Here is a 21,141-nt window from a genome sequence, read left to right as displayed (position 1 = left end):
ACGGTCCGGGCCCGCCGGCGCCGCCCGACACCTCCCGACGCCGCCCGGCGTCAGTAGCCGTCCCGCCCGTCGAGCAGCGCCACGACGGCGTGGTGGTCGGAGGCCGTGCCGGTCTCCACCACGTCGGCCCACTCCAGGCGGGCGGCCAGCGGCTGCGACAGCATGATGTAGTCGCTGCGCGTGTCGACCACCACCCCGGCGCCGCCGCGGGGCGCGGTGGCCCAGCGCGACGAGCGCGGCCGGGCCCGCAGGGCGTCCACCCAGCCGGCCTTCTCCAGCCGGTCCACCACCTCGAACCGGGGCGGCCGGCCGTACTTGCCGATCCCGGCGCGCGCCAGGCGGTCCGCCAGGTCGGCGGGGTAGGGGTCGCGGCGGGAGAGCCCGTTGAGGTCGCCGACCAGCAGGCAGTCGCGTACGGCCAGCAGACCGGGCGGGACGAGGCGGAGCAGCTCGTCCACCTCGGCCAGCCGCGCGTCCTCGTCGCCGGCGACCAGGTGGGTGCCCAGGACGAGCAGCGGCTCGCCCCCGCCGCCGGATTCGAGCTCCACCTCCACGACGCAGTGCGCCATGGACGGCGGCGCGTGCACCGCGCGGCGCAGGATCGGCGCGCGGGACGCCAGGCAGACGTTGTACCGGCGGCCGCTCGGCCGCCGGTTCGCCGTCCCGACGACCAGGTGCCCGTCCCCGTCGGGGATCCCGACCGCCGCGGCCAGCCCGCGGAGCCGCTCGCCGTCCTCCCAGCCGACGCACTCCTGCAGCACCAGCAGGTCGGGGCGCTCGGCCGCCACGATCGAGCGGATCGCGTCGAACCGCTCCTCGCCGCCGACGAGCACGTTGAAAGTCAGAATCCTCATGCCTCAGACGTTCCCACACGCCCGCCCGGTACCGGGGACGGCGGACCGTGCGGGGCGCCGGCGGGGAGGCGCACGAGGCGGGTCAGGCCGCTGGCGTGGTCGCCGGGCGGCAGGTCCAGGGGCAGGCCGTGGGCCAGCAGGACCGCGCCGTGGTGCGCGGCCCCGGTGCCGGTGTCCCGGTAGACGGCGCCGGGGTCGAGCGCGGCCAGGCGCAGCGGCGCCGCGGTGTGGCCGAAACGCGCCGTCACCCGCCAGGCGAGGACCACGACCTCGTCGGCCGCGCCGGCCGCGTCCCCGAGGACGTACTGCACCGCCGTCACCGGCGCGTCGGCGCGGGTCAGGCGGTGCAGGGCGCCGTGCTGGACGGCCGGCCGGACCTCCTTGTACAGCGCGACCAGCCCGGCGGCCTCGGCCAGCTCGGCGGCGGACCACCGGGTCAGGTCGCCGCCGAGGCCCAGGACGCCCGACATGGCGACGTGGAAGCGGAAGCGCAGCGGCACCGCGCGTCCGGTGAGCGGGTTGGGGCTGTCGGTCACCCAGGCCGCCATGGTGCGGGCGGGGTAGACCTGGCCGTAGCCGTGCTGGATGCCGATCCGGTCGACGGCGTCGGTGTTGTCGGAGGCCCACGCCTCGTCGGTCCTGGCCAGGATGCCGAAGTCGACGCGCCCGCCGCCGCCCGCGCAGGTCTCGATCCGCAGGTGCGGGTGGGCGGCCCGCAGCCGGTCGATGACCGCGTACACGCTGCGGACGTGGTCGGTCCACAGGCGGCCGGGGTCGTCGTGGCCGGGCCGGCCCACCTCGGTGAGGGGGCGGTTGAAGTCCCACTTCAGGAAGTCGATCCGGTGCCCGGTGAGCAGCCGGTCCAGCCAGTCGTACGCCCAGCCGGCCACCTCGGGCCGGGCGAAGTCGAGCACGAGCTGGTCGCGCAGCGTGGTGCGGCGCCGGTTCGGCAGGTGCAGGACCCAGTCGGGCCGCTCCCGGTACAGGTCGCTGTCGGGGTTGACCATTTCCGGTTCGACCCAGAGCCCGAACCGCATGCCGCGGGCGCGCACCGCCTCGATCAGCGGGTCCAGGCCGCCCGGGAACCGGTCGCGCGCGACCCGCCAGTCGCCCAGCCCCGCCCGCTGGCTGCGGCGGGCGCCGAACCAGCCGTCGTCCAGGACGTACAGCTCCGCGCCCAGGGCGGCGGCCCGCTCCACCAGGCGGAGCTGCCCGGCCAGGTCGACGTCGAAGCCGGTGGCCTCCCACGAGTCGTAGACCACCGGCCGCAGCTCGTCCGGGTGGGGCAGGACGTGGCGCAGCGCGTAGGAGTGCCACTGGCGGCTGATCCCGCCGAAGCCCGCGGCGCCGTACACGCCGGCGAAGACCGGGCTGCGCCAGGTCTCGCCCGGGGCGAGCCGCCAGCTCAGCCCGTCGTGGCCGGAGCCGCCGGTGAGACCGACGGCGTCGAAGGCGGGCCGGTGCACGGTGATCCGCCAGCTCCCGCTCCAGGCGAGTGCCGCGCTCCACACCTCGCCGTGCTCCTCCGTGGCCTGGCCGCCGTCCAGCATGACCCACGGGTTGGCCTGGTGGCCGGTGGTCCCGCGGCGGCTGGTCAGCACGGTCTCGCCGTACGGCAGGGCCTCGCGCCGGAGCAGGGTCTCCGCGGCCCAGCCCCCGGCGACGTGGCTCAGCCGCGGCGCGGGCAGCGGCGGGAGCGTCCAGGCGGCCGAGTCCCACCGGAGCAGCCCGACGGGATCGCGGGAATCGCCGTCGCCGGTGTGCCGCAGGACGGTCCAGCGTTCGATCACGTCGGTGTCGTCGTGCACGCGGTAGTGCAGCGTGATCTCCAGGGGGTGGTGCCGGTCGGCGAAGCGGACCGCCAGGTCGCCGCCGTCGATCGCGTGGCCGCGGTAGCGCCACTCGACGCCCGCGCCCCCGTCGGCGAAGCGGACGTCGAGCGACGGCGGTCCGAAGCCGGGTCCCTCCAGCTCGCCGCCGGGGCCGCCCGTCTGGAAGCTGCCGGCGTCCCGGCTGACGGGCGGCGGCACGGTGGCCGCCTGCTCGGCGGTCAGCCGGGCGCCCCAGTGCACGTGCCGGGGGCGGTCCTCGTCGTCGAGGCGCAGCGCGTACGACGTCGCGGGCGTGGTGAGCAGCCAGAGGCGGTGCTCGGCGAGATGGGTCACGCGGGACATCGGGGTCCTCCGTCCGTGGAGCGATCGAGCCGGCCCGGGGGATCGGGGGCCGCCGCGGGGTCGCCGTCCTCCTCGGGACCCCGTCCTCCTCGGGACCGGGAGGGCCGGTCCCGGGTCACCGGCGGCGGGTGCGCAGCACCACCAGGTCGTTCGGCGGCACCGCGGTCCGGCCGCCGGGGTCGTGCTCGGTCCCGGTGAGCAGGTCGGTGCCGCCGGCGCGCAGCCAGGCGGGCTCGGCGGAGTGGTTGAGGGCGAACAGGTAGTCGGCCTCCGGTCCGCTGCGCCGTACCAGTTCCAGGCCGGGGGCGGCCTCGGCGACGGGTCCCGCCCCGGCCTCCGCCCGCACCCGGGCCAGCAGCGCCGCGGCGGCGTCCGGGGCGGGCTGGGTGGCGACGTACCAGGCGCGGCCCTCGCCGTACCGGTTGACCGTGACCGCGGGCACCCCCGCCAGCGGGCCGTCCGTGTAGCGCGCGACGGCGGTCGCGGTGCCGGTCTCCAGCAGCTCCGTCCAGTGCGTGCCGGTCCACTGCGTGCCGGTCCGCTCCGGGCCGGTCCACTGCGTGCCGGTCCGCTCCGCGCCGGTCCACTGCGTGCCGGTCCGCTCCGCGCCGGTCCACTGCGTGCCGGTCCGCTCCGGGCCGGGGTCCTCGTCGCGCACGCGGACGGCGGTCCCGGGCGGCAGGGGGAAGAACTCCTCGACGCGGACGCCGAGCAGGTCGCGGAAGGCGCCGGGGTAGCCGCCGAGGCGGATGTGGTCGTTCTCGTCCACGATGCCGGAGAAGTAGGTGACGAGCAGGTGGCCGCCCGCCGCGGTGTAGCCGGCCAGGCGGCGGTTCGTCTCGTCGGTGGTCAGGTGGAGCGTGGGCGCCAGGACGAGCCGGTACCCGGACAGGTCGGCGTCCGGCGGGACGACGTCGGCGGACACGCCCGCCCGCCACAGCGCCTCGTACCAGCCGAGGGCGATCTCGCGGTAGCGGATCCGGTCGCTCGGGTGGGCGTCGAGCTCGGCCGCCCACCACGACTCCCAGTCGAACAGCAGCGCGACCTCGGAGACCACCCGGGAGCCGGCGACCTCCGCCAGGGCGGCCAGGTCGCGGCCGAGCGCCACCACGTCCCGCCAGACCTTCGAGCGGGTGCCCGCGTGCGGGACCATGCCCGAGTGGTACTTCTCCGCGCCCGCGCGGGAGGCCCGCCACTGGAAGAAGCACGCGCCGTCGGCGCCGCGCGCCACGTGCGCCAGGCTGCCCAGCCGCAGGCTCCCGGCGGGCTTGGCGACGTTGACCGGCTGCCAGTTCACCGCGCTGGTGGCGTGCTCCATCAGCAGCCAGGGGCGCCCGCCCGCGACGCCCCGGGTCAGGTCGGCGGAGAAGGCCAGCTCGATCTCCGGCCTGGCCCGCGCCGCGTCGGGGTAGTGGTCGTTGGCGACCAGGTCGACGTCGGCCGCCCAGGAGGCGTAGTCCATGTCCCGGGTCCCGCCCATGATCATGAAGTTGGTGGTCACCGGCACGTCCGGGGTGAGGCGCCGCAGCACGTCGCGTTCGGCCCGGAGCTGGCCGCGCAGCTCGTCGGAGCAGAAGCGGGCGAAGTCGAGCTGCTGGGTGGGGTTGACGTAGGAGGCGGCCAGCCGGGGCGGCAGGATCTCCTCCCAGTCGGAGTAGACCTGGCTCCAGAAGTCGGTGCCCCAGGCGGCGTTGAGCCCGTCCAGGTCGCCGTGCCGGCGGCGGAGCCAGCCGCGGAAGGCGGCGGCCGACACCTCGCAGTGGCAGCGGGCGTTGTGGCAGCCCAGCTCGTTGGAGACGTGCCACAGGACCAGGGCGGGATGCCCGCCGTACCGGGTGGCCATCTCCTCCACCAGTCGCAGGGCGTGTTCGCGGTAGACCGGCGAGCTGGGGCACCAGGCCTGGCGTCCGCCGTGGTGCAGCCGGCGGCCCTCGGCGTCGACGGGCAGCACCTCGGGGTGGGCGTGGGTCAGCCACGGCGGCGGGGAGGCGGTGGCGGTGGCGAGGTCGACGGCGATCCCTCCCCCGTGCAGCAGGTCCAGCACCCGGTCGAGCCAGCCGAAGTCCCAGGTCGCGGCGGTCGGTTGGAGCCGCGCCCAGGAGAAGACCCCGACGCTGACCATGGTGACGCCCGCCTCGCGCATCAGCCGGACGTCCTCGGGCCAGACGTCCTGCGGCCACTGCTCGGGGTTGTAGTCGGCCCCGTAGACCAGGCCGGTCGGCTCGGGCCTGCGGATCCAGCGGTGGGGCATGTGCGTCCTTCGGGGTCCGGGAGGAAGGGCGGGGCCGGGCTCGCCGGCCCCGCCCGGGACGTCAGGAGCCGGAGGCGAGGGTGAAGCCCTGCTGCCGGGCGTAGGCGGTGATCTGCTCCTGCCAGGCGGTCAGGCCCGCGCCGAGGTCGGTGCCCGCCGCCACGGCCCGGCCGAGGGTGTCCTTCATGACGCTGTTGGCGTAGACCTGGAAGGGCAGGTACTGCCAGCCCGGAGCCACCCGGGCCGACGCCTCGGCGAACACCTTGTTCGCCTTCTGCCCGCCGAGGACCGGGATCTCCGCCTCGGTGAACTCGGCGCTGCCGAGCAGTTCCCTGGTCGCGGGGAACAGGCCGGAGGCGGTGTTGAGCGACCGGACCGCCTCGGGGTCGGAGTTGAGCCACCGGGCGAAGCCGACCGCCGCGAGGGGGTTCCTGCTCTGCGTGAGCACGGACACGGCCGAGCCCCCGTTCTCCGCGGCGGCGGGCGCGGCGGGGTCCCACTGGGGCATGGGCGCGGCCCGCCACTTGCCCGTGCTCTGCGGGATCGTGCTCGCGATGGCGCCGGGAGCCCAGGCTCCGGCGATCCACACCGCGTACTTGCCGCTCGCCATGTCGCGCCACCAGGCGTCGTTCCAGCCGACGGCCGGATCGACGAGTTTGCGTTTGGCCAGGTCGCCCCAGAGGGCGGCCCAGCGCCCGGTGCCCTCGTCCCGCAGGTTCACCCGGACGGTGGTGGCGTCCTGGATGGCGAACGGCCGGCCGCCGGCCTGCCAGATCAGGCTGTCCACGCCGCCCGCGTCGCTGGGGTCGACGGAGGTGACGAACGCGTCCGGGTCGTCGGCCTTGATCTTCTCCGCGACGGTGCGGAACTCCTCCCAGGTCTTCGGCGGGTCGAGCTTGAGCCGGTCGAAGACGTCGGTGCGGTAGAACATGACCATCGGGCCGGTGTCCTGCGGGACGCCGTAGACGCCGCCGTTGACGGTCACCTGCTCCCAGGCCGAGGGGGTGAACGCGTCCTTCGTCTCCGCCGCGCCGTACCGGTTGAGGTCGACCACCGCCTTGGAGAGGGCGAACTGGGGCAGCGCGAAGTACTCCAGCTGCGCCACGTCGGGTGCGCCGCTGCCGGCCTTCACCACCGACTGGAGCTTGGTGTAGTGCGCGGCCGACTGGCCGGCGTTGACCAGATTGATCTTGACCTTGGGGTACTTCCGCTCGAACAGCGCGACCGTCTTGTCGATGTCGGGCACCCAGGACCAGAAGGTGAGCGTGGTCTCGGTCTGCAGCGCCTTCTCGATGTCGGCCGCGGTGGCCCGCCGCCCGGCGTCTCCGGACGCGCCCGCGCCCGCGGGGTCCGCGGGGTCCGCGGCGGGCGAGCACGCGGCGGTGCCGGTGAGGGCGGCGGTGAGGATCGCCAGGAAGAGCGCGGCGATCGCTGGCTTGCGCATGGGAAACCTCCGTGGGGGGTGGGGGGTCACTGCTTGACGGCCCCGGCCGACAGGCCGGACCGCCAGTGGCGCTGGAGGAGGAGGAAGGCCGCCACGAGCGGGACGATCGCGACGAGCGAGCCGGTGATCACCAGGTTGTAGACCGCCTGGCCGCCCGCGGCGCTGCCCAGCTGGCTGTTCCACTGGTTCAGGCCGACGGTGAGCGGATACCACTCCGGCTCGCTCAGCACGATCAGCGGCAGGAAGTAGTTGTTCCAGGTCGCGACGAGGGTGAACAGCAGCACGGTGACCAGGCCGGGCCGGAGCAGCCGCAGCGCGATGCCGAGGAAGATGCGCAGTTCCCCCGCCCCGTCCAGCCGGGCGGCCTCCAGCATCGAGACGGGCACCGCGTCGGCGGCGTAGACGCGCATCAGGTAGAGCCCGAACGGGCTGGCCAGCGCCGGGATCAGCACCGCCCACGGCGTGTTGACCAGGCCGAGCTTCGTGAACAGCAGGAAGGTGGGCACGGCCAGCGCGGTGGTGGGCACCGTGATGGCGCCCAGGACGACGGCGAACAGCACCCGGCCGCCGGGGAAGTCGTAGACGGCCAGGGCGTAGCCGCCCATCGCGGCGATCGCGGTGGCCCCGCCGGCGCCGAGCACGGCGTACAGCAGCGTGTTGAGGAACCAGCGGCCGTAGACGCCGTCCTGGTAGGCGAAGACCTCCCGGACGTTGTCGAACAGGGCGAAGTCGTCGGCGAACCAGAGGCCGGGGCTCTCCAGCAGGCCGGCGTTGGACTTGGTGGCGTTGACCAGCAGCCAGACCAGCGGCAGCAGGCAGTACAGCAGCATGGCCAGCATCGGCACCGTCAGCGCGACGCGTCCGGCGATCGACGCCCCCCGCCCGGCCCGCGCCCGCCCCGGCGCTCCGCCGACGACCTGCGCCCCGCTCATGACCGGCTCTCCACTCATGGCCGACGCTCCGCTCATGGCCGACGCTCCGCTCATGGCCGACGCTCCGCTCATGGCCGACGCTCCGCTCATGGCCGACGCTCCGCTCGTGACCGGCGCCCCGCTCATGACCGGCGCTCCCTTCGCGCGGCGGTCAGCTGTACGGCGTAGGCCACGACGATGGTCACGCCGCCCAGCACCACGGCCACCGCCGCCGCGTAGTTGTACTGCTGGCCGTTGAAGGCGAGGTTGTAGGCGTACATGTTGGGCGTGTAGGAGGTGGCGATCTCCGCCGGGGCGAGCACGGCCAGCACGTTCGGCTCGTTGAAGAGCTGGAAGCTGCCGATGATCGAGAAGATCGCGGCCAGCAGCAGGGCCGGGCGCAGTGCGGGCAGCTTGATGCTCACCGCCTTGCGGATCTCCCCCGCGCCGTCGATCTCGGCCGCCTCGTACAGCTCCCCGGGGACCACGCGCAGCGCCGCGTAGAGGATCAGCATGTTGTACCCGGTCCACTCCCAGGTGACGATGTTGCCGATCGACGTGAGGATCCAGGGCCCCGACAGCGCCGCGCCCCCGGCCAGGCCGAACTCGTCGCCGTACAGGTAGCCCCACATCAGCGCGGCGACGACGGCGGGCACCGCGTAGGGCGCGAAGATCCCGATGCGGTAGACCCCGGCGAAGCGGAGCCGGCCGCTGTCGAGCGCGAGCGCGGCGAGCAGGGCGAGGCCCAGCATGATCGGGACCTGCACCGCCAGGAACAGCGCCACCCGGAGCAGGCCCACGTGGAGGAGCCGGTCGCCGAACGCGGTGAGGTAGTTGTCCAGGCCCACGAAGACGGTCCCGCCGACGAGCCGGTCCTGGAAGAGGCTCAGATACGTCGCGTACGCCAGGGGCGCCACGATGGCGATCGCGAACACCGCGCAGAAGGGGGCGCTGAAGGCCCAGGCCGCCCGGTGGTACCGCGCGGCCGGACGGGGCGGGCGCTTCCGGGGGGTGGGCGGTCGCCTCCGGAAGGTGGGCGGTCGTGCCCTCGGGGCGACAACGGGCGTGTCTGCCATACGACGTATGACCTCCTTGTCCGTGTTAGCGCTGCCATGGCGGCACGACCATGAGCCTCACAGCGCACTGCGGGCGCGTCAATAGATCCCGGCATGAACTGCAAAGATTTCCGCGACCGGGCGTTTCACCATCAGCCGACGGGCGCGATACCCTGTTAGCGCTGCCATGAAATCAGGAATCGATGGTGCATACAGCATTGAACCGGACTTAGCAGCAAAAAGGGGGCGTTCAGGTGGCCGCAGCAGACGGCGGGTCACAGGCCGGCAAGAGCGGCAAGAGCGGCAAGGGACGCAGCCATCGGGCACCGTCCATGACGGACGTGGCGCGGCTGGCCGGGGTCTCCCCGCAGACCGTGTCCCGGGTGGCCAACAACCGCACCAACGTCGAGGACACCACCCGCGAACGGGTGCTCAGCGCGATGCGGGCCCTGGGCTACCAGCCCAACATCGCCGCCCGCGCCCTGGCCACCGGCCGCTTCGGCATGATCGGCGTGATCAGCTTCACGCTCAGCCGGTACGGCAACATGCGCACCCTGGACAGCATCTCCAGCGCCGCCCGCGAGGCCGGGTTCTCCATCGACCTCATCGGCATCACCACCCCGACGCTCAAGGAGGTCGACGAGGCCTTCGCCCGGCTCAGCACCCAGTCCGTCGACGGCGTCGTGATCGTCGAGGCCGAGGTGTTCGACCAGCCGTCGTTCCGCCTCCCCCAGGGCGTGCCCGTCGTCGTCTCCGACGGGCACGACGGCCAGGAGTACCCCATGGTCGACTCCGACCAGGCCGCCGGCGCGCGCCTGGCCACCGAGCACCTGCTCGACCTCGGCCACCCCACCGTCCGGCACGTGGCGGGTCCCGCCACCTCCAACTCCGCCCGGCACCGGCACGCCTCCTGGCGCCGCACCCTGGAGGGCCGGGGCCGCCCGGTCCCGCCGGTGCTCTTCGGCGACTGGACCGCGGAGTCCGGCCACCGGCTGGGCCGCTATCTCGCCGACGACCCCGAGGTCAGCGCGGTCTTCGCGGCCAACGACCAGATGGCCCTGGGGGTGATCCGCGCCCTGCACGAGGCGGGCCGCGCCGTACCCGGCGACGTCAGCGTCGTGGGCTTCGACGACATGCCGGAGTCGGCCTACTTCTGGCCGGGGCTCACCTCGGTCCGCCAGGACTTCGACCAGGGCGGGCGGATCTGCGTGGAACTCCTGGTGGAGCAGATCACGACCCGCAGGCAGCCCGAGACCCGGGTCCACCTGGTCCCGGTGGAGCTGGTGGTCCGCGACAGCTCGGGCCCCTGGCGGGGGGCGCGCTGACACCGCGCCGGGCGACGCCCGTGTGATATGTTCACCGCTGCCGTGCGACACCACGACTGAGGGAGGTGAGACCGATCAACGCTGTGACGACAGGTCGGGCCTCCCTCCCCCGCATGGTCTAGGGAGCGCCCGAACAAGGCACCCCGAAAGGCTTTGAAACGCCATGCGCTTCAGCTTGACCTCTCCGACGTCGACCGACGGCGTCACCGAGCAGTCCTTCACCCTCGGCGAGATCCCCGGCGTGCTGTTCACGCCGCGGGGCGCCACCGGTCCCCGCCCGCTGATCCTGATGGGACACGGTGGCGGCCAGCACAAGAAGGCCCCCGGCGTCCTGGCCGGCGCCCACCGGTTCGCCGCCGAAGGGGGTTTCGCCGTCGTCGCGATCGACGCCCCCAACCACGGCGACCGGCCGAAGGACGAGCGGTTCCTCCGGTTCGCGGGCGACATGAGGGCCCGCATGGCCGCCGGGGACGACCCGGCCGAGCTGCTCGCGACCATGCACGACCTGCTGGCCGAGCAGACCGTCGCCGACTGGCAGGCCGTGCTGACCGCGATCCAGGAGCTCGACCACGTGGGCGGCGGCCCGGTCGGCTACTGGGGCGTGTCGATGGGATGCGGGCTCGGCGTGCCGCTGCTCGCCGCCGAGCCCCGGATCCGCGCCGCGGTGCTGGGACTGCTCGGCGTGCACGGGCTGGCCGCGTCCGCCGCCCGGGTCACCGCGCCGGTGCGGTTCCTGCTCCAGTGGGACGACACGCGGGTGTCCAGGGAGCAGGCCCTGGCGCTGTTCGACGCGCTGGGCTCGGCCGACAAGACGCTGCACGCCAACCCGGGCGACCACGGCGGGATCCCCGCGCACGAGACCGACGACGCGCTGCGGTTCTTCGCCCGGCACCTCCGAGAGGCCGCCGCCGCGTAGCGTGTGACGCGCCGGCCGGGGCCCGCCTGCGGCCGGCGCGTCACACGCCGGGCCGTTCGGCGCGCGGCGGTTCGCTCAGCGGTTCGCTCGGCGTTCGGCCTCCGCCCGAACGCCGAAGGGGTTGTCGACGGCGTAGCGCCAGTATCCGTCCCGTCCGCGCCGGGCGACGTCGGTGGCGGTGCCCTCGACGCGCACGGGCCGGCCGTCGCGGCCCGTGCCGTCGATCACCCAGTCGACGATCAGCAGGGCGAGGTCCCCCGCGGCGTAGACGTGCCGCGGTCGGACGGTGATCGGCACGCCGAGGTCCATGAACCGGGCGTTGGCGGCGTGGAGCTCCTCCCCGGTCAGCGCCGCGCCCGGCTCCGCGACGAAGACCGCGCCGCCCTCGTAGACCTCCGCCACCGCCTGCGCGTCACCGCTGTTGAACCGCTCGGCGAACACCGCGGGCACGTCCTCGGGACGTTCGGCCAGCTTCCGCATCATCGACACACGCCTTCCGTGAAGTAGGAATCAGGGGACGACCGATCGGATGCGGCAACGGTAGGAGGAGCCCTCGTGACTCACCAAACGGTTGGTCACCGGCCACGGCCCGGCCTGCCCGACGACCCCCGCGCGGACACCGCCGCACCCGTTCCCAGCTGCCCGGTGGAGATCACCCTGGCGGCGCTGCGCGGCCGCTGGACCACCCTGGTGGTCCGCGAGCTGCTGCGGGGCGACCGCAGCTTCACCGACCTGCGCCGCGCCCTGCCCGCGCTGTCGGACAAGGTCCTGACCGACAGGCTGGCGCAGCTGGCCGAGGCCGGTGTGCTGACCCGCCACCGCCTGCCCGGACGGCCGCCCCGGGTCCGCTACACGCTCACCCCGCACGGACGCGACCTCGGCCCGGTCCTGCAGGCGCTCTGGGACTGGGGCGCGCAGCGCCGTGGTTGACCTCCATGGCGACAGCGGGACCCGGCCCGCCGGTCGACCGCCGTGAGCATCGTCAACGGAGGCGGCCCCAACGCCGAACATGCGTTGCGACCCCTCGTAGGGGCGATGAGAGGGCTTTATGTGAGCCGAAGTCTTTGATGTCACAGTGCGATCGATTGGATTTGTAGCGTTACCGCCGGTGACGGCCTCGAATGTGCTGGGATGGCTCGGTGAGCGAGCGCAAGCCGTACCGCAGCGACGTATCCGACGAGCAGTGGGCACTGATCGAGCCGGTGATCACCGCGTGGAAGGCGGCGCACCCCTCGGTCAGCGGCCACCAGGGCAAATGGCCGGGACGCCGCGAAGAAGACGCCAGGCCGCAAGAGGGGCCTGGCCGTGGATGTGTTCGGCCTGGTCATCGCGGTGATCGTGCTGGCCGCCTCGACGCACGACAACGTCGCGGGGACCGCCTTGCTGGACAAGGTCGCCGCGACGACTTCCGGCACGGTGACCAAGGCCCTGGTCGACCAGGGCCTCAAGAAGACCGTCGTCGACCATGGCGCCAGGCTGGGGATCGACGTGGAGATCGTCCAACGCAACCCCGCCGACCAGGGGTCCGTCCCCCAGGAGAAGCGCTGGGTCGTCGAGCAGACCAACGGCACCTTGATGCTCCACCGGCGTCTGGTCCGTGATTACGAACATCTGCCCGCCAGTTCCGAATCGCGGGTGCGCTGGGCGATGACCGCCGTGATGTCCCGGCGGCTGACGCGCGCTCCGGCCTCGTCAGGGCGGTGGACATGACGAGGCCCAGCGCCTCGGAGCCCGACCCCGGCACGTGGCTCCTCAACAGGATCGACAACCGCGAGCAGGCGCTGACCTGCCAGATCGAGCAGGCCCAGACGGAGATCGACACGCTGACCGCTCGCCTCGGCGACCTCAACGAAGAGATCGAGCACCTGCGGATCACCCGCAAAACCCTGTTCTCACTCGCCAACGCGCCCGACCGCGAGCCGGTCACGGTGCCTTCCGAGCTGCCCGACAATCCGGCCTATCGACAGATTCTGACCGTATTCGCTGATCTCGGCCGTCCCCTTCGGGCGCGTGAGCTGTGCGAGGCACTCGACCTGTCCCTGGCTCACACCGGCATCCAGAACCTCCGCGCCAAGCTCAAGCGCCTGGTCGGCCACGGCGTCCTCATGGAGACCGAGCCGGGTTTGTTCGTTCAGCCACGCCCGTAGCCCAGCGGGTTGCACCCTGACCAGCCCGAACTGTCCGGTGCAAGCGACGAAGGGGACATCAGCTCACGTAAAGCCCTCTCACTGCTCACACCCCGGACCTGCCTAGGCCACCGCCGCGTAAAGCCGATCATGACTCTGCGACAGGAGACTCACCAATTCACGTAGAAGGCGAAGTGATCAGCCGCCAGGTCCAGGGGCGGTTCGAGGGAGATGACCTGGCCTGCCGTACGGCGGAGCCGGTGGCTGAGGGCGCCGGGGCGGGAGACCACGACGACCTGGACGCCCCGGCCGCGGAGCCGGTCGACCAGGTCGGTGAAGGCCCCGTCGCCGGAGCCGATGACCACGCGCTCGAACCGGATATGCAGCTGGTCGAGGCGGATCACCTCGTGCAGCGCCTCGTCGGCACCCCCCGGGAGAGGAGGCCGCCGGGTCGGCGGTAATCGTGTTGCCCGGCGGGGCCGGCTTCGTCACGCTGATGGGCATGCACCCGCCCTACCGGCAGATCCGCGCGCATACACCCGAGCACGACCCGCAGGGGATGGCCGAACCCCACGACGAGCACGGTCCATGACGGTCCCGAACCGGCCGTTCCGCTGGGACCTGGTCCGCCGCGACCGGCTCGGAGACCTCCTGCGTGACCGTCCCGAACCGGAGTTCCCCTATCCGGACGAACTGGTGGACTGCGCCGCCAAGGTGGTGGCCCGCAGCGCAGACGGCGACCTGTACTTCGTCGGCCGCTCCGCCGACAGCGTCCACGACCTGATCTCCGGCGCCCTGGCACGGACCCCGCACCGCGACCGGCTGCACCTGCTGCCCTTCTCCTACCGCCTGGAAGATCCGCTGCAGACCGTCGAGGTCCGGCAGCTGAGAGCCAACCTCGCCGCAGTGGGCATCACCCCGCACGGCCTGGCCCGCCGCAAGCGCCCGATCGTCCTCACCGACCTGGTGTATGGCGGAGCCACCTTCACCCACCTGTACGGCCTGCTGCACGACTGGATCCGCGACGAGCGGGAGACCTGGGACGTCATCCGCCTCAAACTACGCTTCCTCGGCATCACCTCGCGCAAGAAGACCAGCCCCAACACCTGGCGATGGTGGCAGAACGCCCCTTGGACCGGGTCCCTGCCCCGCAGGGCCGTGACGAGCGTGTCCGTCGAACCGTGGCTCTGGAACTACCTCGGCAATGAGCAGCACAAGCTCACCCCGTCGTTCCGGCGGACGCTCTGGGCCGACGAGGCGGTCGCCGTACCGTGCCGCGACGACGAGACCCTGGGCGCCCTCGCCCAGGCGGTCGCCCTGGTAGAGCTGGGCCGCAGCCGCCGGGTACGCGACGACCTCGCCCGCCGGATTTCGGCGGAACCGTCCTTCACCCAGGCCTGGCTGCGCTCGCTGACCCTGGAATTACGCCGGGGGGATCCGCGAGGATCGCGTCTCCGCGCCGCGGAGATCCGGTGAGCGGGGACCGGGGCGCGTCGATCGCGCACGCCGCTCCGCTCAGCCGCTCCGGTGGATCCGGAGCAGGCGCTCGCGGACGCCGGGGTCGGCGGTGCCGCGGGCGAACCACTCCGCGAGGTCCCGCAGGGCGTCGTCGTCCGTGCCCGCGTCCAGTAGCAGTTCGGGACCGATGAGGGCGGCGACCTCCTCGAAGGCGTCTCCGTGGTCGGTCAGCGTCCAGCCGCGCCAGCGGTCCGCCGCCCACGCCGGATCGAGGAGGCGGTCCAGCGCCCACCAGTCCAGGCGGCGGCCGGGGACGTCCAGGAAGGCCCCGTTCCAGGGGACCGACTCCAGCACCGCGAACCCGGTGGCCTCCTCCTGGGCGGAGGCGAGCACGGCGGGCCCGGCCATCAGCGGCTCGGCCAGCCCGCTCGCCCAGCAGCCGCCGAAGGACAGGGCGCCGCCCTCGTCGCGGACGGCGACGAGGGTGGGGGCGACCCGGGTCAGGTCGTCCTCCTCGGCGGGCGCCAGCGCCCACTGGCCCGCCAGCGGAGACGGCGGCTCGTCCAGGTAGCGCACGGTGTCGTACGGCAGGCCGAGATACTCCATGACCTGGTACAGCCCGCGCGGCATCCACGTCACCGCCCACCCCGGCCACAGGGCGGCCAGGATCGCGAGCCAGGCGCGGACCTCCCGCAGGCCGGTGCGGGGGTACCCGACGATCTCGCGCTCGGTGTGGACGCAGAGCCGCCGCTCGCTCAGGTCGAGCAGCGCCACGGCCCGCCACCACACGGAGTTCGTCCAGAAGGCCGCGTGGCCGCCCTGCTGCCGGCGGACGAAGTCGAGGGTGCGTTCCGGCCCCCGGAGCAGATCCCGGTGGAAGGTGGCGGCGCCGCCGTACCGCGACCAGACCCGGTGCCCGTGGCGGTCGACGACGACGTAGTGGGCGTTGCCCGCGCTCATGACCGCCAGACTAGGCGGATCTCGGGCAGACCGGGCGGATCTCGGGTGCAGGCGTCAGGCCGCCAGGTCCAGGGGCGGTTCGAGGGAGATGACCTGGCCTGCCGTACGGCGGAGCCGGTGGCTGAGGGCGCCGGGGCGGGAGACCACGACGACCTGGACGCCCCGGCCGCGGAGCCAGTCGACCAGGTCGGTGAAGGCCCCGTCGCCGGAGCCGATGACCACGCGCTCGAACCGGATGTGCAGGTGGTCGAGGCGGATCACCTCGCGCAGCGCCTCGTCGGCGCCGTCGCGGCCGGAGCGGACCAGGAGCTGGATCCCGGTCAGGGCGAGGCCGACGGGGAGCAGGGCGCCGTGGTTGACGGCGGCGACGTACTGGTCCATGCCGCCCGCGGGGACGCGGCGGCGGTAGAGGCGCATCATGGTGAGGACCTCGCCGAGGGCGGGGCGCGGGGCTCCTACCAGGTTCTCCACGTCCAGCAGGTGGACGGTTCGCCCCTGCGACAAGTTGCGCATGAAATGCCCCTTTCGCCCATATATCACCACATGTCTTGCACTTTAATGCTGGAAATCGCTGGAATTCAAGGGAGACGGGTGGAACTCCTGTTACGATCCGGGCCGTGAGTGAACCACTGGACGCGCTGGAGCGGCGGATCGCCGAGCTCCGCGCCGAGGTGCGGCGGGCGGTCAAGGCCCGCGACACCTCCCTGGCCCGCCTCCTGCGGGCCGACCTGCGCCGGGCCGAGCGGGCCTGGGACGAGGCGGTCGTCACCGAGGAGTCCGCGGAATCCGGGGAGTCCGGGGGACGCGGGAGAGCCGAGGGACCCGGGAGCGCCGAGGGACCCGAGGGGGCGGGCCCCCTCCCGCGCGAGGCCGGGGCGGCGCTGATGCCGATCCGGGAGCAGGTGCACCAGGCGCTGCTCCTGCTGGGGGTGCCGACCGCCGCCAAGCTGGTCGTCGCGGTCAACGAGGCGTTCTTCGCCGGAGGGCTGCGCAGCCCCCAGCTGTCCAGCCTCCGCCGGGACGAGGAGCGGTCCTTCCGCAGCGACCCCTACGCCCGGCCGTACTACCTGTGCGCGGCGCTGACCGACCGCCTCTCCCCCGCCCGCGGGCTGCTGGCCGCCAGCACCTGGCCGCTGGAGGCGCGGGTGGTGGGGCCGCTGAGCCCGCGGGTCGACTTCCTCACCGCGGCGACCCGCATCGCCGAGCACCTGGCCCGGCTCGCCGAACCGCCGCCGGGCGCGGTGCGGCTGCTCTCGCGGATGGCGCAGAACATCCCGGGGGCCGTGGAGGGCGGGTTCGGCCCGGTCGACCCGGCGACCGTGGTCGGGGCGGCCCGGGCGGAACTGGAGGTGCACCTGCCCGCCGACACCGCCCAGCGGGCCGAGGTGGCGGCCCGGGCGGGCGATCAGCTGACCGACGTGGAGCGCCTGTTCGGCGCGGCCGCACTGAGCACATTGAGGGGGGCCTGCTGATGAGCGGGTATCACGAGGTCCTCTGGGACCGTTCCGGGAACGTCCTCCACGGCTGTTGCGGAGGCGTGCGGTGAGCCGGCTGGACGACCTGCGCGGGCCCGTGCCGGCCCGCGCGCACGACGCGCGGGCCATCGCGGCGCTGGCGGCCAACCCCGGGTGCGCCCGGCGGTCGCTGCTGGACGCCGCCGGGGTCGACAAGGACGCCGCGGCCCGGCACGTCGGCTTCCCCGCGCCCTTCGGCCAGTCGCAGTTCGCGATCACCCGCGGGAACGTCTTCGAGTCGCTGGTCAAGGAGAACGGCTGCGCCGAGCTGCTGCGGCTGCTGCGCGAGCTGATGGGGCTGCCGATCGAGCAGGTCGGCTACCGGGACGTGGAGAGCGTCGGCTCCCACCTGCGGGCCTCGCACACCCGGGCCCTGATCGACCGGGCGGCGAGGGAGAGCGAGGACTCCGCGGTCTTCTACGACCATCCGCTGCTGAGCCTGCGGATCGCCGGGCACACCTCCTACCTGGAGCCGGACGTGGTGGCGTTCCGGCTCGGCGGGCGCTTCCACATCGTGGAGATCAAGTCGTTCTCCGTGATCGACGGGCAGGCCGAGCCGGAGAAGGTGGCGGCGGCGGCGCGGCAGGCGGCGGTCTACGTGCTGGCGCTGCGCGCGCTCCTGGAGGAGCTGGGGCACGACCCGGAGCTGGTCTCCCACGACGTGGTGCTCGTCTGCCCGGAGAACTTCGCCAACCGCCCGGTGGCCTCGCTGGTGGACGTGCGCCGGCAGCTGGCGGTGCTCCGGCGGCAGCTGGCCCGGATGACCCGGGTGGACCGGCTGCTGGAGGGCCTGCCGGAGGGGCTGACCTTCTCCCTGGAGCCGGACGCCGACGGCGTGCCGACGCGGTCGGCGGGCGAGCTGGCCGAGGCGCTGCGCCGGGTGCCGGCCCGGTACGCGCCGGACTGCCTGGCGGCGTGCGACCTGTGCATGTTCTGCCGGGACGAGGCGCGCGGCTGCGGCTCCACGGACCTGCTCGGCCGCCAGGTCCGCGACCAGCTCGGCGGCGTGTCCGGGATGGACGAGGCGCTGGGACTGGCCGAGGGCGTGCGCGAGCCGGGCGAGGGCCAGGAGGAGATCTCCCGCCTGCTCCGCCTGGCGGACCGCCTGCACCGGGAGTGCGTGGCATGAGCGCGCTCACCGCGCCGGTGCGGCTGCGGGCGACGCGGGGAGGCGCGGCATGAGCGCGCTGACCGCGCTGGCGCGGCTGCGGGCGATGCGGGAGGGTACGGCGCAGCGGATCACCACGGTCCGGCACTGCCACGTCTCCGACCGCCCCATGGTGTTCGTCCCGGTGAAGATGGCCGGTGAGGCCGCCGCCCCGCTCGGCGCGATGGTCGGCACCGATCCGGACCACCCCCGGCTGCTGGTGGTGCCGCAGCCGCGCAACCGGGACCTGCGGTTCGCGTTCGCCGCCGAGCTGGCCGAGGTGCTGCTGCCGTACGTCGAGGGTTTCCAGAAGGCGACGGAGACGGTCGAGCGCAAGGGCGGCGAGCCGTACGAGCGGTGCCTGGAGGCGCCGCAGCTGTTGGTGCCGAACCGGCCGGCGGCGGAGTTCACCGGGCTGCTGGGCCGGTCCACCCGGTTCCGGCGGGCCGACGGCCCGTACCCGGTGCACCCGTCGGTGCCGCTGCTGGGCCGGTGGCTGACCTACTTCGCCGACCGGTCGCGGCAGCCGGGCTCGTCGCTGCTGCTGGCGGCGACCGAGGCGCTGGGCGCGCACTGGGCGACCGGGCAGAGCGCGCTGGAGGACGCGAACCTGGCGGCGCTGCTGGGCTGGATCGACCCGCCCGCCGGGACGACCGGGCAGCGGGCCGCCGAGGAGGCCGAGGACCCGCTGCTGTGGCCCCCGGCGGGGCCGGCCACCGATCCGGGGTTCGACAACGAGGTGCTCGCCCCGGCCGTGCAGGCCTACGAGGAGGCGCCGACGGACCGGGCGGTGGCGCGCGTGGCCGAGGCGCTGCGCACCCAGCTGGAGCCGACGTGGCGGTTGATGTGGCGTTCGGTGGAACTGCTGCGCGCGCTGCCGGAGGGCTCGCGGGTCGCCGGGCGCTGGGAGGCCGACCGCGGCTCGTTCACCCGGTTCGTCGAGCGGATCGCCGAGGGCGGCCCGCCGCAGGCGCGCCGGGACGGCGCGGTGGGCGCGGCGGCGCGGCTGGCGGGGCTGGAGCGGGCGCGGGCCTCCTACGACGTGCAGCGGGCCTACGACGATCCGCTGGTCATGGCGGAGTACCGGCTGACCGGGGAGGCGTTCGCCGGGGTGGTGACGGCGGTGGAGCCGGAGCACTTCGAGGGCGAGGGCCGCTCGCGCAAGCTCCGGCCGCTGGTCACCGTCCGCACCGACGACCCGGTACGGCTGGCGCCGGGCGCGGCGGTGGGCAGCCCGGAGCGGCGCGGCCACGGCGCCGAGGTGGTCGAGGTGGTCGAGGTGGCCGGCACCGGGGCGGATGGGGTGTCCGGCGCCGGGGCGGGCGGGGCGGGCGGCGGCCCGGTCGAGGTCGTGCTCAAGGTGACCAAGGGGATGGGGCGCGGGAAGACGCCCGCCCCGGGGGCGGTGCCCGAGCCGGGCGAGCGGGTCTGCTACACCTCGCTGACCGACGACTTCCAGACCTCGGCGGCGCTCCCGGACCCGGAGGAGACGCCGTGGACCCACGGCGGCCCGCCCGAGGAGTACGTGCCCGGTGACGACGACGCGCAGGAGGAGTGGGAGTGACGCTCAAGGTCGTGCGGGACCCGGCCCCGGAGCCGGTCCCGGCCGGGCCGCGGGTGCCGGTGTCGGTGCTGACCCCGCAGCAGGAGGCGGCGGGGGTGGTCGCGGGCGTGCTGGCGGACCTGCCGCGCCACCGCGGCGTCGTCGTGGACTCCCCGCCGGGGGCGGGCAAGTCGACGCTGGTGGTGCGGGCCGCCGGGCACATCGCGGAGACCGGCGAGCCGCTGATGATCGTCGCGCAGACCAACGAGCAGGTCGACGACCTGGTGGAGCGGCTCGCGACCGGCCATCCGGATCTGACCGTCGGCCGCCTGTCGGCGAGCGGGTACGTCACGCCGCAGCGGATCCTGGCGCACCCCAACGTCTCGGTGGCGGGCAAGCTGCCGGACCTGGGCGACCCGGCGGTGGTGATCGCCACGGCCGACAAGTGGGCCTGGGTCGGCGACCGGACCTGGCCGTGGGCGATCGTGGACGAGGCGTACCAGATGCGCTCGGACAAGCTGCTGCGGATCGCCTCGCTGTTCGAGCGCTCGCTGTTCGTGGGCGATCCGGGGCAGCTCGACCCGTTCTCGATCGTGGACGGCGACCGGTGGGCGGGACTGTCGTGGGATCCGGTGCAGAGCGCCGTCTCGGTGCTGCTGCGGCACAACCCGGACCTGCCGGTGCACCGGCTGCCGGTGTCGTGGCGGCTGCCGGCGTCGGCGGCGCCGGTGGTGTCGGAGGCGTTCTACCCGTTCACCGGCTTCCGGGCGGGCACCGGTCGCGCCGACCGGTCGCTGGAGCTGACGGTGGACGGCATGCGGACCTCCTACGACCGGGCGCTGGAGGAGGCGGCGGGTTCGGGCTGGGCGCTGTACGAGCTGCCGAGCCGGCACACGGTCCGCACCGACGCCGAGGCGGTGCGGGCGGTGGCGCTGCTGGCCGTACGGCTGCTGCAGCGGGCGCCGGTCGCGCACTCCGAGCGCAGCAGCCACCCGGTGACGGCCGACCGGATCGCCATCGGGGCGGCGCACCGCGACCAGGTGGCGGCGATCCGGGCGGCGGGGGTGCCGGAGGAGATCACGGTGGACACCGCCAACCGGCTGCAGGGGCGCGAGTACGACGTGACGATCGTGCTGCACCCGCTGTCGGGGCGGCGCGACGCCACGGCGTTCCACCTGGAGTCGGGGCGGCTGTGCGTGCTGACCTCCCGGCACCGGCACGCGTGCATCGTGGTGGCGCGGGCGGGCATCCCGGAGCTGCTGGACGCCCATCCGTCGGCGGAGCCGGTGCAGCTGGGCGTGCCGGTGAAGTTCCCCGACGGGTGGGAGGCCAACCAGGCGGTGCTGGCCCACCTCGCCGAGCACCGGGTGGCCTCCGACTGAGCGGCGGCCCGGCCGGTTCGCGGGTGCGGCCGGCCGGTGCCCGGATGCCGCCGGTCGGCCCGCCGGCCGGTCAGCGGGTAC

Annotated in this window: 19 protein-coding genes and 1 pseudogene; 10 read left to right on the top strand and 10 right to left on the bottom strand. The window is 74.0% G+C overall.

The genetic code is table 11. The features are described 5' to 3' along the window. Positions 1-50 precede the first annotated feature (50 nt). The 6 genes from HS045_RS32520 to HS045_RS32495 all read right to left on the bottom strand — a co-directional run bounded on the left by HS045_RS32520 (position 51) and on the right by HS045_RS32495 (position 8,710). On the bottom strand, positions 51-854 hold the full coding sequence (locus HS045_RS32520) for an endonuclease/exonuclease/phosphatase family protein (RefSeq protein WP_196455455.1): 804 nt from the start codon (positions 852-854) through the stop codon (positions 51-53). Continuing rightward, positions 851-3,028: an alpha-galactosidase gene (locus HS045_RS32515; protein ID WP_196455454.1), complete on the bottom strand. Its 2,178-nt coding sequence runs from the start codon at positions 3,026-3,028 to the stop codon at positions 851-853. Before HS045_RS32515 ends, HS045_RS32520 begins: the two co-directional genes overlap by 4 nt. 115 nt (positions 3,029-3,143) lie before the next feature. Further along, positions 3,144-5,279, bottom strand: a complete 2,136-nt coding sequence (locus HS045_RS32510) for a beta-galactosidase (protein ID WP_196455453.1) — start codon at positions 5,277-5,279, stop codon at positions 3,144-3,146. A 61-nt stretch (positions 5,280-5,340) separates the two neighbouring features. Further along, complete coding sequence (locus HS045_RS32505) at positions 5,341-6,723, bottom strand: ABC transporter substrate-binding protein (RefSeq protein WP_196455452.1); 1,383 nt, start codon at positions 6,721-6,723, stop codon at positions 5,341-5,343. Positions 6,724-6,749: 26 nt separating this feature from the next. Then, positions 6,750-7,745: a carbohydrate ABC transporter permease gene (locus HS045_RS32500; RefSeq protein ID WP_230885210.1), complete on the bottom strand. Its 996-nt coding sequence runs from the start codon at positions 7,743-7,745 to the stop codon at positions 6,750-6,752. A 32-nt stretch (positions 7,746-7,777) separates the two neighbouring features. Then, the gene (locus tag HS045_RS32495; RefSeq protein WP_196455451.1) at positions 7,778-8,710 is read right to left on the bottom strand and encodes a carbohydrate ABC transporter permease; all 933 of its coding nucleotides are present in this window, start codon (positions 8,708-8,710) and stop codon (positions 7,778-7,780) included. Positions 8,711-8,943: 233 nt separating this feature from the next. Here HS045_RS32495 and HS045_RS32490 point away from each other — a divergent pair, with 233 nt between their 5' ends. Both HS045_RS32490 and HS045_RS32485 read left to right on the top strand, forming a co-directional pair. After that, the gene (locus tag HS045_RS32490) at positions 8,944-10,014 is read left to right on the top strand and encodes a LacI family DNA-binding transcriptional regulator (RefSeq protein WP_307827827.1); all 1,071 of its coding nucleotides are present in this window, start codon (positions 8,944-8,946) and stop codon (positions 10,012-10,014) included. Positions 10,015-10,189: 175 nt separating this feature from the next. Next, positions 10,190-10,930, top strand: coding sequence for a dienelactone hydrolase family protein (locus tag HS045_RS32485; RefSeq protein WP_230885209.1), 741 nt, complete (start codon positions 10,190-10,192; stop codon positions 10,928-10,930). Between the two features lie 75 nt (positions 10,931-11,005). Here the strand turns inward: HS045_RS32485 and HS045_RS32480 are convergent, their stop codons facing one another. Then, the gene (locus HS045_RS32480; RefSeq protein ID WP_196455477.1) at positions 11,006-11,413 is read right to left on the bottom strand and encodes a DUF4440 domain-containing protein; all 408 of its coding nucleotides are present in this window, start codon (positions 11,411-11,413) and stop codon (positions 11,006-11,008) included. Positions 11,414-11,485: 72 nt separating this feature from the next. Here HS045_RS32480 and HS045_RS32475 point away from each other — a divergent pair, with 72 nt between their 5' ends. From HS045_RS32475 to HS045_RS32465, 3 genes and pseudogenes are all read left to right on the top strand, one after another. After that, on the top strand, positions 11,486-11,860 hold the full coding sequence (locus HS045_RS32475) for a helix-turn-helix domain-containing protein (protein ID WP_196455449.1): 375 nt from the start codon (positions 11,486-11,488) through the stop codon (positions 11,858-11,860). A gap of 318 nt (positions 11,861-12,178) precedes the next feature. Then, positions 12,179-12,640, top strand: a pseudogene (locus HS045_RS32470) (transposase); the annotation flags it as partial. Further along, entirely contained in the window at positions 12,637-13,077 is a 441-nt protein-coding gene (locus HS045_RS32465; RefSeq protein WP_196455448.1) for a hypothetical protein, read from the top strand. The pseudogene HS045_RS32470 and the gene HS045_RS32465, both read left to right, overlap by 4 nt. Before the next feature lie 149 nt (positions 13,078-13,226). Here the strand turns inward: HS045_RS32465 and HS045_RS32460 are convergent, their stop codons facing one another. Next, complete coding sequence (locus tag HS045_RS32460; protein ID WP_196455447.1) at positions 13,227-13,460, bottom strand: NYN domain-containing protein; 234 nt, start codon at positions 13,458-13,460, stop codon at positions 13,227-13,229. A gap of 184 nt (positions 13,461-13,644) precedes the next feature. Between HS045_RS32460 and HS045_RS32455 the strand changes: the two genes are divergently transcribed. Continuing rightward, entirely contained in the window at positions 13,645-14,532 is an 888-nt protein-coding gene (locus HS045_RS32455; RefSeq protein WP_196455446.1) for a hypothetical protein, read from the top strand. A gap of 39 nt (positions 14,533-14,571) precedes the next feature. Here the strand turns inward: HS045_RS32455 and HS045_RS32450 are convergent, their stop codons facing one another. Both HS045_RS32450 and HS045_RS32445 read right to left on the bottom strand, forming a co-directional pair. Next, the gene (locus tag HS045_RS32450; RefSeq protein ID WP_196455445.1) at positions 14,572-15,474 is read right to left on the bottom strand and encodes a hypothetical protein; all 903 of its coding nucleotides are present in this window, start codon (positions 15,472-15,474) and stop codon (positions 14,572-14,574) included. A 54-nt stretch (positions 15,475-15,528) separates the two neighbouring features. Next, positions 15,529-15,987 carry an NYN domain-containing protein gene (locus tag HS045_RS32445; RefSeq protein WP_196455444.1) on the bottom strand — a complete coding sequence of 153 codons (459 nt, stop codon included), beginning with the start codon at positions 15,985-15,987 and terminating at the stop codon, positions 15,529-15,531. A 104-nt stretch (positions 15,988-16,091) separates the two neighbouring features. Here HS045_RS32445 and HS045_RS32440 point away from each other — a divergent pair, with 104 nt between their 5' ends. The 4 genes from HS045_RS32440 to HS045_RS32425 all read left to right on the top strand — a co-directional run bounded on the left by HS045_RS32440 (position 16,092) and on the right by HS045_RS32425 (position 21,060). Then, entirely contained in the window at positions 16,092-16,946 is an 855-nt protein-coding gene (locus HS045_RS32440; protein ID WP_196455443.1) for a hypothetical protein, read from the top strand. 70 nt (positions 16,947-17,016) lie between these two features. After that, complete coding sequence (locus HS045_RS32435; RefSeq protein ID WP_196455442.1) at positions 17,017-18,117, top strand: hypothetical protein; 1,101 nt, start codon at positions 17,017-17,019, stop codon at positions 18,115-18,117. Positions 18,118-18,166: 49 nt separating this feature from the next. Beyond that, a complete protein-coding gene (locus tag HS045_RS32430; RefSeq protein WP_196455441.1) occupies positions 18,167-19,699 on the top strand; it encodes a hypothetical protein in 1,533 nt (510 codons plus the stop codon). Next, positions 19,696-21,060: an AAA family ATPase gene (locus HS045_RS32425; RefSeq protein ID WP_307827826.1), complete on the top strand. Its 1,365-nt coding sequence runs from the start codon at positions 19,696-19,698 to the stop codon at positions 21,058-21,060. Before HS045_RS32430 ends, HS045_RS32425 begins: the two co-directional genes overlap by 4 nt. The last annotated feature ends 81 nt before the right edge of the window (positions 21,061-21,141 follow it).

Origin of the sequence: Planomonospora sp. ID82291, from assembly GCF_015711645.1 — a bacterium.
In the GTDB taxonomy this organism is placed as follows: Bacteria; Actinomycetota; Actinomycetes; order Streptosporangiales; family Streptosporangiaceae; genus Planomonospora.
Note: the sequence above shows the minus strand (reverse complement) of the source record. Positions and strands in the feature narration are given on the sequence as shown.

Coding starts and splice junctions, on each gene's coding strand:
- HS045_RS32455 (WP_196455446.1), top strand. CDS start 13,645: ATGACGGTCCCGAACCGGCCGTTCCGCTGGGACCTGGTCCGCCGCGAC.
- HS045_RS32465 (WP_196455448.1), top strand. CDS start 12,637: ATGACGAGGCCCAGCGCCTCGGAGCCCGACCCCGGCACGTGGCTCCTC.
- HS045_RS32510 (WP_196455453.1), bottom strand. CDS start 5,279: ATGCCCCACCGCTGGATCCGCAGGCCCGAGCCGACCGGCCTGGTCTAC.
- HS045_RS32450 (WP_196455445.1), bottom strand. CDS start 15,474: ATGAGCGCGGGCAACGCCCACTACGTCGTCGTCGACCGCCACGGGCAC.
- HS045_RS32520 (WP_196455455.1), bottom strand. CDS start 854: ATGAGGATTCTGACTTTCAACGTGCTCGTCGGCGGCGAGGAGCGGTTC.
- HS045_RS32430 (WP_196455441.1), top strand. CDS start 18,167: ATGAGCGCGCTGACCGCGCTGGCGCGGCTGCGGGCGATGCGGGAGGGT.
- HS045_RS32505 (WP_196455452.1), bottom strand. CDS start 6,723: ATGCGCAAGCCAGCGATCGCCGCGCTCTTCCTGGCGATCCTCACCGCC.
- HS045_RS32495 (WP_196455451.1), bottom strand. CDS start 8,710: ATGGCAGACACGCCCGTTGTCGCCCCGAGGGCACGACCGCCCACCTTC.
- HS045_RS32445 (WP_196455444.1), bottom strand. CDS start 15,987: ATGCGCAACTTGTCGCAGGGGCGAACCGTCCACCTGCTGGACGTGGAG.
- HS045_RS32515 (WP_196455454.1), bottom strand. CDS start 3,028: ATGTCCCGCGTGACCCATCTCGCCGAGCACCGCCTCTGGCTGCTCACC.
- HS045_RS32480 (WP_196455477.1), bottom strand. CDS start 11,413: ATGATGCGGAAGCTGGCCGAACGTCCCGAGGACGTGCCCGCGGTGTTC.
- HS045_RS32500 (WP_230885210.1), bottom strand. CDS start 7,745: ATGAGCGGAGCGTCGGCCATGAGCGGAGCGTCGGCCATGAGCGGAGCG.